13 protein-coding genes are annotated in these 16,259 nt (G+C 74.5%); 9 read left to right on the top strand and 4 right to left on the bottom strand.

Annotated features, from left to right (window positions below; genetic code table 11):
* Window positions 1-38 precede the first annotated feature (38 nt).
* A complete protein-coding gene (locus tag ABEB06_RS29675) occupies window positions 39-845 on the bottom strand; it encodes an SAM-dependent methyltransferase (protein WP_345699971.1) in 807 nt (268 codons plus the stop codon).
* A 121-nt stretch (window positions 846-966) separates the two neighbouring features.
* Here ABEB06_RS29675 and ABEB06_RS29670 point away from each other — a divergent pair, with 121 nt between their 5' ends.
* On the top strand, window positions 967-2,730 hold the full coding sequence (locus tag ABEB06_RS29670) for a glycoside hydrolase family 15 protein (protein ID WP_345699970.1): 1,764 nt from the start codon (window positions 967-969) through the stop codon (window positions 2,728-2,730).
* A gap of 93 nt (window positions 2,731-2,823) precedes the next feature.
* Here ABEB06_RS29670 and ABEB06_RS29665 read toward each other — a convergent pair whose 3' ends face one another.
* Entirely contained in the window at window positions 2,824-5,130 is a 2,307-nt protein-coding gene (locus tag ABEB06_RS29665) for a glycoside hydrolase family 6 protein (protein WP_425559717.1), read from the bottom strand.
* 260 nt (window positions 5,131-5,390) lie between these two features.
* Here ABEB06_RS29665 and ABEB06_RS29660 point away from each other — a divergent pair, with 260 nt between their 5' ends.
* On the top strand, window positions 5,391-5,876 hold the full coding sequence (locus tag ABEB06_RS29660) for a DNA glycosylase AlkZ-like family protein (RefSeq protein ID WP_345699969.1): 486 nt from the start codon (window positions 5,391-5,393) through the stop codon (window positions 5,874-5,876).
* Here the strand turns inward: ABEB06_RS29660 and ABEB06_RS29655 are convergent.
* Both ABEB06_RS29655 and ABEB06_RS29650 read right to left on the bottom strand, forming a co-directional pair.
* Window positions 5,849-7,807, bottom strand: a complete 1,959-nt coding sequence (locus ABEB06_RS29655; RefSeq protein ID WP_345699968.1) for a S53 family peptidase — start codon at window positions 7,805-7,807, stop codon at window positions 5,849-5,851. The genes ABEB06_RS29660 and ABEB06_RS29655 overlap by 28 nt on opposite strands.
* 111 nt (window positions 7,808-7,918) lie before the next feature.
* Window positions 7,919-8,500, bottom strand: coding sequence for an antibiotic biosynthesis monooxygenase (locus ABEB06_RS29650; RefSeq protein ID WP_345699967.1), 582 nt, complete (start codon window positions 8,498-8,500; stop codon window positions 7,919-7,921).
* A gap of 100 nt (window positions 8,501-8,600) precedes the next feature.
* On the opposite strand from ABEB06_RS29650, the gene ABEB06_RS29645 reads away from it, so the two are divergent.
* The 7 genes from ABEB06_RS29645 to ABEB06_RS29615 all read left to right on the top strand — a co-directional run bounded on the left by ABEB06_RS29645 (window position 8,601) and on the right by ABEB06_RS29615 (window position 16,219).
* Complete coding sequence (locus tag ABEB06_RS29645; RefSeq protein WP_345699966.1) at window positions 8,601-9,713, top strand: aminotransferase class I/II-fold pyridoxal phosphate-dependent enzyme; 1,113 nt, start codon at window positions 8,601-8,603, stop codon at window positions 9,711-9,713.
* Window positions 9,714-9,846: 133 nt separating this feature from the next.
* Window positions 9,847-11,148, top strand: a complete 1,302-nt coding sequence (gene egtA / locus ABEB06_RS29640; RefSeq protein ID WP_345699965.1) for an ergothioneine biosynthesis glutamate--cysteine ligase EgtA — start codon at window positions 9,847-9,849, stop codon at window positions 11,146-11,148.
* Window positions 11,142-12,464, top strand: a complete 1,323-nt coding sequence (gene egtB, locus ABEB06_RS29635; protein ID WP_425559716.1) for an ergothioneine biosynthesis protein EgtB — start codon at window positions 11,142-11,144, stop codon at window positions 12,462-12,464. The genes egtA and egtB overlap by 7 nt, the downstream gene beginning before the upstream one ends.
* Window positions 12,464-13,204, top strand: coding sequence for an ergothioneine biosynthesis protein EgtC (gene egtC, locus ABEB06_RS29630; RefSeq protein WP_345699964.1), 741 nt, complete (start codon window positions 12,464-12,466; stop codon window positions 13,202-13,204). The genes egtB and egtC overlap by 1 nt, the downstream gene beginning before the upstream one ends.
* A 26-nt stretch (window positions 13,205-13,230) precedes the next feature.
* On the top strand, window positions 13,231-14,211 hold the full coding sequence (gene egtD / locus ABEB06_RS29625; RefSeq protein WP_345699963.1) for an L-histidine N(alpha)-methyltransferase: 981 nt from the start codon (window positions 13,231-13,233) through the stop codon (window positions 14,209-14,211).
* A 78-nt stretch (window positions 14,212-14,289) separates the two neighbouring features.
* Window positions 14,290-14,865 (top strand): RBBP9/YdeN family alpha/beta hydrolase, encoded by a 576-nt coding sequence (locus ABEB06_RS29620; RefSeq protein ID WP_345699962.1) that lies wholly within the window; start codon window positions 14,290-14,292, stop codon window positions 14,863-14,865.
* Between the two features lie 232 nt (window positions 14,866-15,097).
* Window positions 15,098-16,219 carry a nitric oxide synthase oxygenase gene (locus ABEB06_RS29615; protein WP_425559810.1) on the top strand — a complete coding sequence of 374 codons (1,122 nt, stop codon included), beginning with the start codon at window positions 15,098-15,100 and terminating at the stop codon, window positions 16,217-16,219.
* Window positions 16,220-16,259: the final 40 nt, after the last annotated feature.

Below are 16,259 nucleotides of genomic sequence, written 5' to 3'. Positions count from 1 at the left end.
GTGGAAGGCGCTCGCGCCGTCCGCCGGCAGCCGCTCGCTCACGACAGGAATCCGACGCCGGCCAGTCCGGCCATCCGCTCGGGGTGCGGTCCGACCCCCTCCGGGTCGTCCGGGCGCCACTCCGGCAGGTAGACCACGCCGGGCTCGACCAGCTCGAAGCCGTCGAAGAACCCGGCCACCCGTTCCTTGCTGCGCATGGTCAGCGGTGTCGGGGTGCGCTTGTACAGGTCCTGGTGGGAGCCGGCCTGGTCGGGGCGGCCCTCGGAGCCGGCGTGCGAGAGCACCAGGGCGCTGCCCGGCGGCAGCGCGTCGCGCAGCTGGCCGAGGAGCTTCTCCGGCTCGTCCTCGTCGGTGACGAAGTGCAGCACCGCGACCAGCATCAGCCCGACCGGCTCGCCGGCCGCCAGCAGCCGGGCCACCTCGGGCCTCGACAGCAGGTCGCCGACGTTGCGCAGGTCGGCCTCGGCCACCTGGCAGCGCGGCTCGTCGGCCAGGATCAGCCGGCTGTGCGCCACCGCGACCGGGTCGCGGTCCACGTACACCACCTCGGCGTCCGGCTGGATGCCGCGGGCCACCTCGTGCACCGGCCCGAAGGTCGGGATGCCGGAACCGATGTCCAGGAAGCGGCGGATCCCGCTCTCGGCGAGGAACTGCACCGAGCGGCGGAGGAAGGCCCGGTTGGACCGCATGATCCGCGGCAGGTCCGGCCAGAGCTCCATCGCCTTGCGGGCCATCTCCCGGTCGGCCTCGAAATTGTGCGAACCGCCCAGGTAGTAGTCGTAGACCCGGGCCGCGTTCGGCTTGTCGAGGTCGGTTCCGGCGGGCACCCAGTTAGGTCGCCGCATCACGGCACCCCTTCCGGAAAATGACAACAGGACATAAAGATCTTCCTATAACAGAGAACCCTGCCGCAAGCGGTGGGGACCGAACGGGCGGGCGGGCCCGGCGGGTCGGAGAATGGGGGCGATGGCCGGACGCATCGAGGACTACGCGCTTCTCGGAGACCTGCAGACCGCCGCCCTGGTCGGCCGGGACGGCTCGGTCGACTGGCTCTGCCTGCCCCGCTTCGACTCCCCCAGCTGCTTCGCCGGCCTGCTCGGCACCCCCGAGCACGGCTGCTGGCGGCTCGCCCCGGCCGGCGCCGGCGCCTGCACCTCCCGCCGCTACCTGGCCGACAGCCTGGTCCTCGCCTCCGACTGGGAGACCCGCGAGGGCACCGTGCGGATCATCGACTTCATGCCGCAGCGCGACCGCGTCCCCCAGCTGATCAGGATCGTCGAGGGGATCAGCGGGTCCGTCCCGGTCCGCGGCGACCTGCGGCTGCGGTTCAACCACGGCCGGGTCGAGCCCTGGGTGCGCCGCACCGAGCGCCACCGGGTGGCCGTGGCCGGCCCCGACTCGGCCTGGCTGCGCGTTCCGCCCGGCGTCCACACCTACGGCGAGGACGGCGCCACCGCCTCCGACTTCACCGTGCGCGCCGGCGAGCGGGTCCGCTTCGTCCTCACCTGGCAGCCCTCCCACCTGCACACCACCCCGCGCACCGACCCGGACGCCGCGCTGGAGTCGACGCTGGCCGGCTGGCAGCAGTGGTCGGCCGGCTGCCAGTACCGCGGCGAGTGGCGCGAGGCCGTCCTGCGCTCGCTGATCACCCTCAAGGCGCTCGCGTACGAGCCCACCGGCGGCATCGTCGCCGCCCCCACCGCCTCGCTGCCCGAGGTGGTCGGCGGCAGGCGCAACTGGGACTACCGGTTCTGCTGGGTGCGCGACTCCTCGATGACGCTCTCCGCGCTGCTGCGCGGCGGCTTCCGAGAGGAGGCCGCCGCCTGGCGCAAGTGGCTGCTGCGCGCCATCGCCGGCGACCCGGGCGACCTGCAGGCGGTCTACGGCGTCGCCGGCGAGCGCGGACTGCCCGAGACCCAGGCCGACTGGCTGCCCGGCTACCTCGGCTCCACCCCCGTCCGGTTCGGCAACGCCGCCGTCCACCAGCTCCAACTCGACGTCTACGGCGAGGTGGTGGACACCCTGCACCTCGCGCTGCTGGCCGGCATCCCGATGGAGCGGCAGGTCTGGAGCCTGCTGCGCACCCTGATGGGCTTCCTGGAGCGGCACTGGTCGGAGCCGGACGAGGGCCTGTGGGAGGTCCGCGGGAAGCGCCGGCACTTCGTGCACTCCAAGGTGATGGCCTGGGTGGCCGCCGACCGGGCCGTGAAGATGGCCGAACTCACCGGCCTGCCCGCCCCGGTGGAGCGCTGGCGGACGATGCGCGACCAGGTCCACGCGGACGTCTGCGCACACGGCTACGACCGGCGGCGCGGCGTGTTCGTGCAGAGCTACGGCGGCCAGGAGCTGGACGCCGCCACTCTGTTCATCGCCAAGACCGGCTTCCTGCCCGCCGACGACCCCCGGGTGGCCCGCACCGTGGAGGCGGTGCGCACCGGCCTGGACCACGGCGGATTCGTCCGCCGCTACGCCACCGAGAACGGCACCGACGGCGTGCCCGGACCCGAAGGCGCCTTCCTGGCCTGCTCGTTCTGGCTCGCCGACGCGCTCGCCGCGCTCGGCCGCCGGGACGAGGCCCGCGAGCTGTTCACCCGGGTGGTCGCGCTCGGCAACGACCTCGGGCTGCTCAGCGAGCAGTGGGACCCGGTGGAGGGGCGGCAGCTGGGCAACACCCCGCAGGCCTTCACCCATGTCGCCCTGGTCAACTCGGCCTTCCTGCTGTCCGGTTGAACGCGCTGCCCGGTCGAACGTGCTGCCCGGTCGAACGTGCGACGGCCCGCACCCGGGGAAGCGGGTGCGGGCCGTCGGCTGCTGCGTGCCGGATCAGCTGGCGGTGCAGGTCAGGGTCGGGACGCCGTTGGCACCGGAGTAGTTCGCCCCGAAGCCGAAGGAGGTCGAGGCGCCGGCCCCGATCGCGCCGTTGTAGCCCTGGTTGACGACGCTCACGGACTGGCCGCTCTGCGTCACGACGCCGTTCCAGAGGTTGGTGATCTGCTGGTTGCCCGGGAAGGTCCAGGTCACCTTCCAGCCCTTGGTGGCGGCGGTGCCGGTGTTGGTGACGGTGACGTCGGCGTTGAAGCCGGCACCCCAGTCACTGCTGATCTTGTAGGTCGCGGCGCAGCCGGTGCTGCCGCCACCGTTGGACGAGGTGGTGACCACCAGCGCGGTGGAGGCCGCCGAGACGTTGCCCGCCGCGTCCTTGGCCCGGACCGTGTAGCTGTACGCCGTGGAGGCGGTCAGACCGGTGTTGGTGAACGAGGTACCGGTGGAGGAGCCCACCAGCACGCCGCCGCGGTAGATGTCGTACCCGGTCACACCGACGTTGTCGGTCGACGCGGCCCAGGTCAGCGCCACGCTGCTGGAGGTCGCGGTACCGGCCAGGCCGGTCGGGACCGACGGCGCGGTGGTGTCGGCGGTGCCGCCCGAGGTGGTGGTCACCGAGAGCGCGGTGGAGGCCGCCGAGACGTTGCCCGCCGCGTCCTTGGCCCGGACCGTGTAGCTGTACGCGGTCGAGGCGGTCAGACCGGTGTTGGTGAACGAGGTACCGGTGGAGGAGCCCACCAGCACGCCGCCGCGGTAGATGTCGTACCCGGTCACACCGACGTTGTCGGTCGACGCGGCCCAGGTCAGCGCCACGCTGCTGGAGGTCGCGGTACCGGCCAGGCCGGTCGGGACCGACGGCGCGGTGGTGTCGGTGGTGGTGCCGCCCACCGGCGGGTTGGCGTTCTTCAGCAGCTCCTGGAACTGCGCGGAGAACCAGTGGCCCGCGAGCGGGGCGTTCGGCAGGGCGCCCGACATGTTGTTGTTGTTGCGCGGGTTGCCGGTGTACGTCGGGTCGCACATCCGGTCGAAGCCCTTGCCCTCGTCATTGGCGATGGCCGAGCTCGCGCCGTCCGACTCGCCCGGGGGCTTCACCCACACGTAGGCGTCGATGCCGGCGTCGGGCGCGGCGGTGGGACGCTCGCCGAGGCCCGCACCGGACTGGTTGCACCAGTTGCCGGTCTGGAAGCGGCGGTCGATCCGGCCGCCGTCCACGTACGCGTCGACGGTGGTCTTCGGGCCCGGACCGGTCGGACGGTTGGCGCCGCCCCAGCCGTTGCGCGAGGTGTCGATCAGCATGCCGATGTTGGAGTCGAAGCCCTTGGCCACGGCCTTGTCGCGGAACGCCTTGGCGTAGCTGGTCTCGTCGACGAAGCGGTTCCAGTCCACCCACTTGCTCTGGCGGACCGAGGTGCCGTTCACCGTGTCGTCGATGGTGAAGTTGGGCTCCTTCAGCGCACCGTAGTTGGCGGTGTTGACGATGAAGCCCGCCACGTTCGCCGGGGTCGAGCCGGAGGCGTTGGCGGCCTGGTAGAGCTGGTCGATCACCGGGCCGAGGTTGGAGTCCCAGCCGAGCCAGCCGTGGTGGCCCGCGTCGATGTAGTTGTAGACGTTCGGGATGGCGCCCAGCTTGGCCAGCGCGTAGCCCACGCCGGTCACGTAGTTGCCGTTGGCCTTCATCACGTCGCACGCGGGGGTGGCGGTGGGGGTGCCGCCCGCGTTGGTGGTCAGGTTCGGCAGCGAGTCGAGCTCGACCGTCGTGGCGATCCGCAGGTTGGCGTAGGCGGGGTCGGCCAGGATCGCGGCGATCGGGTCGATGAACTCGCTCTTGTAGCGGTCGATCTCGGTGGGGCCGAGTTCGCCGTTGGAGGCGAGGGCGGCGCAGTCGCGCCCCGGCAGGTCGTAGATCACGACCTGGAAGACGGTGGGCTTGCCGGAGGCCTTTGCCTGGTCGACGGCCGCGTTCAGGTGGGCCCGCAGGCCCATCGAGCCGTTGACGCCGTTGATCGCGGCGATCCGGTCCAGCCAGACGTAGGTGGGCTGGTTGGAGATCGCGCTGCCACCGGGCTCGGCGGCGGCGTGCGCGGACCACTCGGGGTTCACGTAGACCCCGGCGCCCACGTAGGGGTTGTCGACGCGGGCGGCCGCGTGGGCGGACTGCGCCGTGGCGATCGGCAGCACGGCCGTGGCGCTGAGCACCACGGCGGCCGCGGCCGTCTTCAGACGGCTGACGAGAAGGGCCGACACTGGGGGGATCCTTTCGGGTGGGGGACGGATCCGGCTGGGAGCGGATTGTGGGAGCGCTCCCATCTATTGTCCGTTCCCGAGCTCGAACTCAGCCCGGGGACACCGGATATGAAGCCATGCCCTGCGATCCGCGTCAAGGACTTCGACCGGATTCGGTGGGAGCGCTCCCGCTTGTGGCAACGATGTGCTGCACGCACCTTCCCACCGGCCCCGTCGCTGTGTCAGAGTTCCCGCCCAGTCGTGCAGTTGACCGGCGGCGAGCGGCGTCGCCGCCCGTCCGCGCCTCCACCACGCTCAAGGTCGCCGACCGCGGACGCCGCGGCGTGCTCGCCGACTTCGCCGGGCCCGGCCTCTCCGCGGAGTGGACCGCCGAGGTCGAGCGGCGCGTCCTCGCCGCCGTGGCCGATTCCGGCGAGGTGACGGGCGTACGGCTCGGGGCGCTGGTGCCCGAGCTCCGCGAGGAGATCCCGTACCGGGTCGGCACCTCGTACGGGACGCAGCAGACCGTCGGCACGCGGCTGGTGCGCGCGCTCGGCCCCGCGCCGGTGGGCCGGCGGCGCCGCGACCGGTACCGGGCCGAGGAGCCGCGGGCGGAACTCTTCGACCGCAGCGGCACCATCGGGCCCACCGTGGGGTGGGACGGCCGCGTCGTCGGCGGCTGGGCGCGGCGCGCCGACGCCTCACCGGTCCGGGAGTTCCCCGCTCCCGTCCCGCCCGCCGCAGGGGTGGGCGCCCGGACGGGACCGGCGGGGGCCGGAGCCGTCCGGGCGCCCGGGTGGGGTCAGCGGCGGAAGAAGGGCAGGGCGTAGGAAGCGACGTAGCCCGGGGCGGGGGTGCCGACGCCGGTGACGTCGTCGTAGCCGCGGACGGCCTGCAGGGAGGAGTCCTTCCCGAGGGTGCGGACCGAGGTGCGCAGGCCGTCGGCCGCGTCCACGCCGTTGACGAAGTCGACCCGGGCGACCGCGAGGTCGCGGTCGGCGCCGAGCGGGTGGTCGGTCACGTCGTGGTACAGCGGGGAGCCGTAGCGGGCGTAGATCCCCGGGTTGGCGAAGCCGATCGGGAAGTGCCGGGCCTGCTGGGCCAGGGCCTGGACGCCGGCGATGACCGGTGCGGCCAGCGAGGTGCCGCCGATCCGGTACTCGTCGTAGGAGACGGTGCCGTCGGGCCACGCCTGGGTCTGGCCGACCAGGAAGCCGGTGTTGGGGTCGGCGACCGCGGCGATGTCCGGGGTGGTGCGCATCCGGGTCGGGCCGTTGGCCTTCGCCAGGGAGTCCGGCACCACGCCGCGCTGGTAGAAGGGCTGCTTGACGGTGGAGCTGGTGCCGCCGCCGGCGCCGCTGGTGTAGGCGCCGGGGAAGTCGGTCCAGCTCTTGCCGTCGGCGGAGAGGTTGGCCTTCTCGGTGCCCCAGCCGGTCTCGAACTGGTACCTGTCGCCCTTGCCGACGGCCAGCGAGGTGCCGCCGACGGCGGTCACCCAGGCGGAGTTGGCGGGCGTGTCGATCTGCTTCTTGCCGTGGGCGGCCACGTTGTCGCCGTCGTCGCCGGAGGAGAAGTAGAAGCCGATGCCCTCGATCGCGCCCAGCTTGAAGGTGCGGTCGTAGGCGGCCGCGGTCTCCGGGGTCTCGTTGGCCTCGATGTCGCCCCAGGAGTTGGAGACGATGTCGGCGAGCCGGCTGTCGACGATCTTGTTGAGGGCGTCGAGCAGGTCCGGGTCGTTGCAGGAGGCGCCGGCCACGTACACGATGTCGGCGTCCGGGGCGAGCGCGTGCACCGCCTCGACGTCGAGGGACTCCTCGCCGTACCAGCCGGAGGCGCCGCAGTCCTCGACGCTGTTGTAGGAGGCCGGGAGGACCTCGGTGTACTGGCCCTTGCGGTACGGCTGGTCGCCGTTGCGCCTGGCGTACTCGGCCGCGTCGGCCGCCATGGTCGGCGAGGCGTAGGCGTCGGTGATCGCCACGGTCACGCCCTTGCCGGTGAAGCCGCCCGCGCCGTAGGCGGCGCGCAGCTGCTTGCCGGTGTAACCGCGCACGGCGTACGGGACCTTCCCGCCGTACGCGTCCGGCAGGGTGCTCGCGACGTTCGAGCCGTAGGAGGTGGAGAACGGGCCCGCGTTGCGGAAGCCGTCGCCGGGGCCGGGCAGGGTGTCCTGCGGCTTGGCGCGGCGCGGCGAGTCGTCCAGGCCGGTCACGGTGAGCACCGCGTCGGCCAGTTCGCGCGGGGTGGAGGCGGCGTGCGCGGGGGCGTGGTAGGTCCTGCCGTCCTTGCGGTAGTCGTGCAGCGGCGCGGCGAAGGCCTTCTGCACGGCGGCGGCGTCGCCGGTGACCGCGAGGTAGTGGCGGTCGCCGCCGGTCACGGTCAGGCCGGAGGACTTCAGCCACGCGGTGACCGCGGCGATCTGCTGCGGGGTGGCGCCGAAGCGCGCCTCGGCCTGCTCGGGCGTCAGGTACCGGCCGTAGCTGGGCGAGGACGGGTCGGAGACGGCGGAGGCGTAGGCGGTGAGGCCCTGGGTGTCCCGGCCGGCGAGGTAGACCCGGGCGCTGACCTGCGTGGAGCCGGCGGTGGCGCCGGCGTCGGAGGCGGCGGCGGTCCACTCCGGGGCGGTGCCCTCCAGTGTGGCGCGGCCGTTCGGGCCGGTGTCCGCCTGCGCGGCCGGTATGCCGACGGCCAGCGAGCCGGCGAGCAGCGAGACGGCGGCAGCGGCCCGCAGACCCGTCCGACGGCGGGTGTGATCGGTGGTCATGGAGCGGTCCCCCCTGGGTTGTCCTGGTGGATTGTCAGGGGCGGATCATATTGACCGGTTGTCGCATTCCCCAGGGGTTTCGCCCCGATCGCGGATGATCTGACGAAGACTTTACGAAAGCTCGGCGTCGGCCCCCCGCCGCGGGAAGAGCCAGCGGCGCATCGCCCGGGTGGCGGCGGGGAGGGCCACGTAGGTCATCAGCGTGGAGATCACCGGCGCGAGCACCAGCGAGCGGACGGCCGCCGGCATGACCAGGTGCGGGTTGAGCCACAGGCTGGCGCTGACGGTGAGCGGGGCGATCGCCACCGTGGAGGCGACCGCCATCTTCCAGCGCGGCGGCGGCGTGCGGTGGGCGCCGGTCGGGGTGGTGGCGAACCAGCCCTCCATGCCGTGCAGTTCGCGTCGGCGGACCTCGACGTGGTGGCCGGTCGCCTTCGCGAAGCACGCGGCCCGTTCGGGCGACTCCTGCCAGGCCCTGAACACCTCGGCGTCGCGGAAGTGCAGCAGCAGGTGCCACGGCTCTCCGGGCGCCGACGGCCGGAGCAGGCCGGTCCCGAGGTTGCCCGGGTGCGCCGCCGCCGCGCCGAGGATCCCCCGCGCCCAGCGCTCGAAGTCCTCCTCGTGCCCGCGGTCCACGCTCCGGGCGACGAACAGGGTGACCTCCCCGCCCGCGACCGGTTCCGACGTCTGCATGGTGCGCCCCCGTACTCCGACAGTGATCACCCGCAGGCTACGCCCTCCGGACCGGGCCGATCACCGGGCCCGCGGGCGCTGCAGCTGGCAGCATGGGCGGATGGACACCGGGTTCGACCGGGCGGGGACCGGGAGTGCGAAGTGGGCGCGGGCCGCGGGCGGGGCGATCGCGCTGGGGCTGGCGGACATGGACCTGCCGGGGCCTGCCGCGATCGGCGAGGCGCTGGCGCGGCGGGCGGCCCACCCGGCGCTCGGGTACACGGTGGTGGAGCCGGCCGACCGCGAGCTGGTGGCGCGCTGGTACCGCCGGCGGCACGGGGTGGCCGTGGATCCGGCGTGGGTGGTGCTGATGCCGTTCGGGGTGCGGACGGCGGTGCGGCTGCTGCTGGAGGCCGCCGGCCCGCTGCCCGGGCCGGTGGTGTCCGGGTCGCCGGAGTGGGGCGGGTTCGCGGCGGTGTGCCGGGCGGCCGGGTCCGCGCACCGGGAGGTCGCGTTCGAGCGGGGCGCGGACGGCTACCGGCTGCCGCTGGCGGGGTTCGCGGCGCTGCGGCCGGGCGCGGTCCTGCTGAGCAGCCCGCACAACCCGTCGGGCACGGTGTGGCGCGAGGACGAGGTCCGGGCGGCCGCGGCGCTGGCGGCGCAGTGCCGGGGCCTGCTGGTCTCCGACGAGGTGCACGGCGACCTGCTGCACCCGGACGCGGGCCGGCCGCAGCCGGTGGCGGTCGCGGTGACGGGCGGGGCGCCGCACGTGGTGACGCTGAACTCGGTCGGCAAGACCTTCAACACCTCCGGCGTCCCGAGCTGTTTCGCGCTGGTCCCGGACCCGGGGCTGCGGGCGCGGCTGACCGGGGTGATGGCGGGCTACGGCCTGTGGGAGGGCGGGCTGCTGGAGGCGCTGGTGCAGCGCGCGGCGCTCGCGGAGGGCGGCCCGTGGCTGGAGGGGGTGCTGGCGCACCTGACCGCCGCTCGGGACCTGGCGGTGGCCGCGCTCGGCCCGGCGGTGCTGGTGCGGCCCCGCGCCGGGTACCTGCTGTGGCTGGACGGCTCCGCCCTGGGGACGCGCGCCGGGCTGCTCACGCAGCGCAAGGTGGAGCTGTCCGACGGCGCCGATTTCGGGTCGGCCGGAACCGGTTGCCTACGGCTGAATTTCGCCCTCCCGCTACCCCGCCTGCAAGCCGCTCTCACCCGGTTGACCAGCCAGGACGCCCGCTGAGCGGCGGCGAGGTTTGGCCCGTAGCAGACTGAGCAGGAAGTACCGGGCCGCAATCGCGTACCGAGGGATGGTGAGTCCGGTGATACCCGTACGCCCGCACCAGCCGACGGACCGGCAACAGTCGCAACCGAGCGTGACGCCCCTGACCGAGGCGTCGGCGGAGCGACATCTGGCCGGCATATGTTTCAAGATCGGGCCTCCCCGGCTGGTCGGGGTGGAGGCGGAGTGGTTCGTCCACGACGACCGATGTCCCGAGGCCCCGGTCGATCCCGCGCGCGTCGCGGCCGCCCTGGCGGCGCTGCCCGCGCACCCCGACGGCCCGCTGCTCCCGGCGGGCTCCCGGCTCACCGAGGAGCCGGGCGGGCAGGTCGAGCTCAGCTCCCCGCCCGCCGAGACCCTCCGGGCCTGCGCCGAACTGCTGCTGACCGACCAGGCGGCCCTCCGCGCGGCCTGCGCCACCCAGGGCCTGACCCTCACCGGCAGCGGCACCGACCCGCTGGCCCGCGAGCGCCGGATGCAGGCCTCGCACCCGCGCTACCTCGCGATGGAGCAGTACTTCGAGCGCGGCGGCCCGTGGGGCCGGGTGATGATGACGGGCACCGCATCCGTGCAGGTCTGCGTGGACTCCGGGACGGAGCGGCAGATCGCCGGGCGCTGGCGCCTCACCCACCTGCTGGGGCCGGTGCTGGTCGCCGCGTTCGCCAACTCGCCGCTGTTGGACGGCCGTCCGACCGGATACCGGTCCACCCGGCAGATGGTGTGGTCGCGGATGGACGCGAGCCGCACCACCGCCCCGGCACCGGACGGCGACCCGCGCACCGCCTGGGCCCGGTACGTGCTGGACGCCGAGGTGCTGTGCGTGCGCCGCCCCGACGGCCTGCCGTGGACGGCGCCGGCCGGCCTGACCTTCCGGGACTGGCTGCGCGGCGCCGGCGAGCGGCCCGCCACCCTGGCCGACCTGGAGTACCACCGCACCACGCTGTTCCCGCCGGTCCGCCCGCGCGGCCACCTGGAGCTGCGCATGATCGACGCCCAGCCGGGCGAGGGCTGGCTGGTGCCGCTGGCGCTGGTCGGCGCGCTGCTGGACGACCCGCGGGCCGCCGACGCCGCCCTGGAGGCGCTGGACCGGCTGCCCGACCCCGGCCCGGACGCGGCGCCGCGCAGCGCGCTGTGGCAGCGCGCGGCGAGCGCCGGGATGTCCGACCCCGAACTGCGCCGCGCCGCGCTCGCCTGCTTCGCCGCCGCCGACCGGGCCCTGGCCCGGCGCGAGGAAGGCGGCACGGGGGCCGGCCGGGACGGTGACGGCCGGCTGCGGCGGGCGCTCGGCGAGTTCGCCGAGCGCTACCCGATGCGGGGCCGCTGCCCCGCCGACGACCAGTTGGACGCGGTCCGGGCGGGCGCCCGGCCGCTGCCCGAGGAGGCGCCGCCGTGCTGAACGCCGACACCACCGACCCCGCCGTGCTGCGCGAGCTGATCGCCGCCGAGCTGGAGGCCGCCCGGACCCGCACCGCCGGCCTGACCGACTGCGTCGAGGACGGCGAACTGACCGCCCAGCACTCCCCGTTGATGTCTCCGCTGGTCTGGGACCTGGCCCACATCGGCAACCAGGAGGAGCTGTGGCTGCTGCGCAACGTCGGCGGCCGCGATCCGATGCACCCGGAGATCGACCCGCTGTACGACGCCTTCGAGCACCCGCGGGCCGAGCGGCCGAGCCTGCCGCTGCTGCCGCCGGACCAGGCCCGCGCCTACGCGCACGAGGTCCGCGGCCGGGTCTTCGACCTGCTCGCGGCCAGCCCGCTGGAGGGCGCGCCGCTACTGGACGCCGGCTTCGCGTTCGGGATGATCGTCCAGCACGAGCAGCAGCACGACGAGACCATGCTGATCACCCACCAGCTGCGCACGGGACCGGCGGTGCTGACCGCTCCCCCGCCGCCGCCCGCGCCGGACGGCCCGCTGCCCGCCGAAGTCCTGATCCCCGCCGGGCCGTTCACCATGGGCACCGACACCGAGCCGTGGGCGCTGGACAACGAGCGGCCCGCGCACCGGGTCGACCTGCCCGCGTACTGGCTGGACACCACCCCGGTCTCCAACGCCGCGTACCAGGAGTTCATCGCCGACGGCGGCTACCGCGACCCGCGCTGGTGGACGGCCGAGGGCTGGGCGCACCGGCAGCGGGCGGGCCTGGAGGCACCGCTGTTCTGGTCGCGCGAGGGCGGGCAGTGGCTGCGCCGCCGCTTCGGCACGGTCGAGCCCGTGCCCGGCGACGAACCGGTGCTGCACGTGAGCTGGTACGAGGCGGACGCGTACGCCCGGTGGGCGGGCCGGCGGCTGCCGACCGAGGCGGAGTGGGAGAAGGCCGCCCGGCACGACCCGGTCGCCGACCGCTCCCGCCGCTACCCGTGGGGCGACGAGTCGCCCGGCCCCGAGCACGCCAACCTCGGCCAGCGCCACCTGCGGCCCGCCCCGGTCGGCGGCTACCCGGCCGGCCGGTCCCCCTACGGAGTCCGGCAGTTGATCGGCGACGTGTGGGAGTGGACGGCGAGCGACTTCACCGGCTACCCGGGCTTCCGGGTGTGGCCGTACAAGGAGTACTCCGAGGTGTTCTTCGGCCCCGAGTACAAGGTGCTGCGCGGCGGCTCGTTCGCCGTGGCGCCGGTCGCCTGCCGGGGCACCTTCCGCAACTGGGACTACCCGGTCCGGCGGCAGATCTTCTCCGGGTTCCGCACCGCCCGGGACGCGGAGGCCGGCTGATGTGCCGCCACCTCGCCTACCTGGGGCCGCCGGTGCCGCTCGGACGGCTGGTGCTGGAGCCGCCGTACGGACTGTACCGGCAGTCCTGGGCGCCCCGGCTGCAGCGCTACGGCACGGTCAACGCGGACGGCTTCGGCCTCGGCTGGTACGCCGACGGCGACGAACGGCCCGCCCGCTACCGGCGCGAGGGCCCGATCTGGGCCGACGCCAACCTGCCGGACCTGGCCCGGGTGGTGCGCACCGGCGCGCTGCTGGCGGCCGTCCGCAGCGCCACCGAGGGCTGCGCGGCCGGCGAGGCGGCCGCCGCGCCGTTCGCCGCCGGACGGTGGCTGTTCAGCCACAACGGCGCGCTGCCCGGCTGGCCCGAGCGGTACGGGCCGCTGGCCGGCGAACTGCCGCCCGCCGAACTCCTGGCGCTGGAGGCGCGGACCGACTCGGCCCTGCTGTGGGCCCTGGTCCTGCACCGGCTGCGGGGCGGCGCCGAACCCGGCGAGGCGCTGGCGGAGACCGTCCGGGAGACCGCCAAGTACGGCGACGCCCGGCTCAACCTGCTGCTCACCGACGGCACCTCGATCGCCGCCACCGCCTGGGGCGACACCCTGTACCACCGCGCCGGGCCGGCCGGCGGCGTGCTGGTCGCCTCGGAGCCCGGCGACGACGGACCCGACTGGGCCGAGGTGCCCGACCGCTCCCTGCTGCTCGCCACCGCAGCGGGCAGCACCGTCCGACCGATCGACTGACCCCACGCCCTCGAGAGGACCCCACCGTGACCGGATACGACCTCACCCGACTGCTGCCCGCCGACCACTTCCACCACGCGCTACGCCACGACGTCCAGAACGGTCTGACCGCGAGTCCCAAGTGGCTGCCCCCGAAGTGGTTCTACGACGCCCGGGGCAGCGAGCTGTTCGAGGAGATCACCCGGCTGCCCGAGTACTACCCGACCCGCGCCGAACGCTCCATCCTGGTCGCCCGCGCCCCGGAGATCGCCGAGGTCAGCCGGGCCCGGACGCTGGTCGAGCTGGGATCCGGGTCGTCCGAGAAGACCCGGCTGCTGCTGGACGCGCTGCGCGGGCTCGGCACCCTCGACAGCTACGTGCCGGTCGACGTCAGCGAGAGCGCCCTGGAGGCGGCCGGGCGGGCCCTGACCGAGGACTACCCGGGGCTGGGCGTGCACGCCGTGCTCGCCGACTTCACCCACGGCCTGCACCTGCCCGACGGCGACGGGCCCCGGCTGCTCGCCTTCCTCGGCGGCACCCTCGGCAACCTGCTGCCCGCCGAACGCGCCCGCTTCCTCGCCGGGATCGGCGAACGGCTGCGGCCCGACGACGCGCTGCTGCTCGGCACCGACCTGGTGAAGGACACCGGCGTGCTGGTCGCCGCGTACGACGACGCGGCCGGGGTGACCGCGGAGTTCAACCTCAACGTGCTCAACGTGCTCAACCGGGAACTGTCGGCGGACTTCGACCCGGCGCAGTTCGAGCACGTCGCACTGTGGGACGCCGAGCAGGAGTGGATCGAGATGCGGCTGCGCTCGCGGCGCGACCAGACCGTGAAGATCCCCGAGCTCGACCTGCCGCTGCACTTCGCCGAGGGCGAGGAGCTGCGCACCGAGGTGTCGGCGAAGTTCCGGCGCGAGCGGGTCGCGACGGAGCTGGCGGCGGCGGGTATGCGGCTCGCCGAGTGGTGGACCGACGAGCAGGGCCGCTTCGGCCTCTCGCTCGCCCGCCCGGCGTCCGCCGGCTGAGCCGCGCCGTCCGGACCCTTACCGCCCGGCGCCGATCGGGCTGGACCTCACCGGCGCCGGGCCCCGAAGATCGTCGGCATGGACTTCCTCATCCTGCACGGCTGGCAGAACCGCCGCCCCGTCGACCACTGGCAGCACTGGCTCGCCGGGCAGCTCACCGGGCTCGGCCACCACGTCGACTACCCGCAGCTCCCCGACCCGGACGAGCCGCGGTTGGAGGCCTGGCTCGGCGAGCTGGAGCGGCTGCCGGCCCGGCCCGGCGGGCGGACGGTGCTCTGCCACAGCCTCGGCTGCCTGCTGTGGCTGCACGCGCTGGACCGGGGGCTGCCCGTCGCGGCCGGGGCGGAGCGGGTGCTGCTGATCGCGCCGCCCTCCCCCGAGGTGACGGCGGGCATCCCGGAGATCGCCGGCTTCGCCCCACCGACCGCCCTCCGGCCGGGCCCCTCGGTGCGGCTGGTCGCCGCCGACGACGACCCCTACTGCCCGGGCGGCGCGCTCGCCGCGTACGCCGGGCCGCTCGGCCTGGACTCCGACCTGGTGCCGGGCGGGGCGCACCTCAACCCGGACTCCGGCTACGGCCCCTGGCCCGGCCTGCTCGCCTGGTGCCTGGACCCGGCCGTGCGGGTGACCGGACGGGAGCGGCCCGGGCGGTGATCCGGACGGGATCGGCCCGCGAGTCGGGCACACCCTAGCGGCGGGGCGGGCGCGGTGTGGGCCGAATCGCTCACTCTCTGCGCCCAACCACGCACATCCGGTACTCCTGTGACTCGGGAGGGATGTGCTCTTGATCTTCAGTCGCCTTCGTACACGCAAGCCGGCCCCGGCAGGGGTCTGTCCGTTCGGCCACCACCAGCAGGCGGGCCACCCGCACCACGCCGTGCCCCCGGTGCACGACGCCGCCGGACCGCCCGGGGGCGCCGGGCAGCGCGGACTGGTCGCGGAGGCCGCCGCGTTCGTCCGCCAGTTCCACGAGGAGACCCCCGCGGCCGGCGACCCCCTGCCGCGGCTGCGCGAGGTGATCGCCGAGATCGAGCGGACCGGCACCTACCGGCACACCGTCGAGGAGCTGGCGTTCGGCGCCCGGATCGCCTGGCGGAACTCGGCGCGCTGCATCGGACGGCTGTACTGGCGCAGCCTGGTGGTGCGCGACCTGCGGCACGTCACCGGGCCGGAGGAGATGGCGCAGGAGTGCTTCACGCACCTGCGCACCGCCACCAACGGCGGCCGGATCCGCCCGGTGGTGTCGGTCTTCGCGCCGGACGCGCCGGGCCGCCCGGCCCCCCGGATCCTCAACTCCCAGCTGGTGCGCTACGCCGGCTACCTGGACGAGGACGGCGTCCGGACCGGCGACCCGGCCGGGGAGCGACTGGCCTCACTGGCCCGATCGCTGGAGTGGAAGAGCGGCGAAGGCCGGTTCGACGTCCTGCCGCTGCTGATCCAGCCCGGGCCGGGCGCGGAGCCGCGCTGGTTCGAGGTGCCGGACGACGCGGTGCTGGAGGTGGACCTGCGCCACCCCGAGCACGGCTGGTTCGCCGAGCTGGGGCTGCGCTGGTACGCGGTGCCGGCGATCAGCGACATGACCCTGGAGATCGGCGGGGTGCGCTACCCGGCGGCGCCCTTCAACGGCTGGTACATGGGCACCGAGATCGGCGCCCGCAACCTGGCGGACGCCGACCGGTACGCGATGCTGCACGAGGTCGGGCGGCGGCTCGGCCTGGACACCTCCTCCGAGCGCACGCTCTGGCGGGACCGCGCGCTGGTCGAGCTGAACGTCGCGGTGCTGCACTCCTTCCAGGAGGCCGGGGTGACGATGGCCGACCACCACACCGAATCGGAGCGCTTCCTGCGGCACATCGCCCAGGAGGAGCGGCTCGGCCGGCCCACCCCCGCCGACTGGAGCTGGATCGTGCCCCCGGTCTCCGGCGGCCTCACCCCGGTCTACCACCGCTACTACGACCCGGTGGACCCGGACCTGCGGCCCGCCTTCCTGACCCGCGAGCCGTGGTGAGCCCGGCCGGGTGGAAAACCGCTGGCCGACGGGGTGGTCC

The organism is Kitasatospora terrestris (genome assembly GCF_039542905.1).
Taxonomy (GTDB): domain Bacteria; phylum Actinomycetota; class Actinomycetes; order Streptomycetales; family Streptomycetaceae; genus Kitasatospora; species Kitasatospora terrestris.
The sequence above is the reverse complement of the archived record's forward strand: the minus strand, read 5'-3'. Positions and strand labels throughout refer to the sequence as shown.

Excerpts from the sequence above, each read along its gene's own strand:
- ABEB06_RS29675 (WP_345699971.1), bottom strand. The coding sequence starts at position 845 with ATGCGGCGACCTAACTGGGTGCCCGCCGGAACCGACCTCGACAAGCCG.
- ABEB06_RS29670 (WP_345699970.1), top strand. The coding sequence starts at position 967 with ATGGCCGGACGCATCGAGGACTACGCGCTTCTCGGAGACCTGCAGACC.
- ABEB06_RS29665 (WP_425559717.1), bottom strand. The coding sequence starts at position 5,130 with ATGGGAGCGCTCCCACAATCCGCTCCCAGCCGGATCCGTCCCCCACCC.
- ABEB06_RS29655 (WP_345699968.1), bottom strand. The coding sequence starts at position 7,807 with ATGACCACCGATCACACCCGCCGTCGGACGGGTCTGCGGGCCGCTGCC.
- ABEB06_RS29650 (WP_345699967.1), bottom strand. The coding sequence starts at position 8,500 with ATGCAGACGTCGGAACCGGTCGCGGGCGGGGAGGTCACCCTGTTCGTC.
- ABEB06_RS29645 (WP_345699966.1), top strand. The coding sequence starts at position 8,601 with ATGGACACCGGGTTCGACCGGGCGGGGACCGGGAGTGCGAAGTGGGCG.
- egtC (WP_345699964.1), top strand. The coding sequence starts at position 12,464 with ATGTGCCGCCACCTCGCCTACCTGGGGCCGCCGGTGCCGCTCGGACGG.
- ABEB06_RS29620 (WP_345699962.1), top strand. The coding sequence starts at position 14,290 with ATGGACTTCCTCATCCTGCACGGCTGGCAGAACCGCCGCCCCGTCGAC.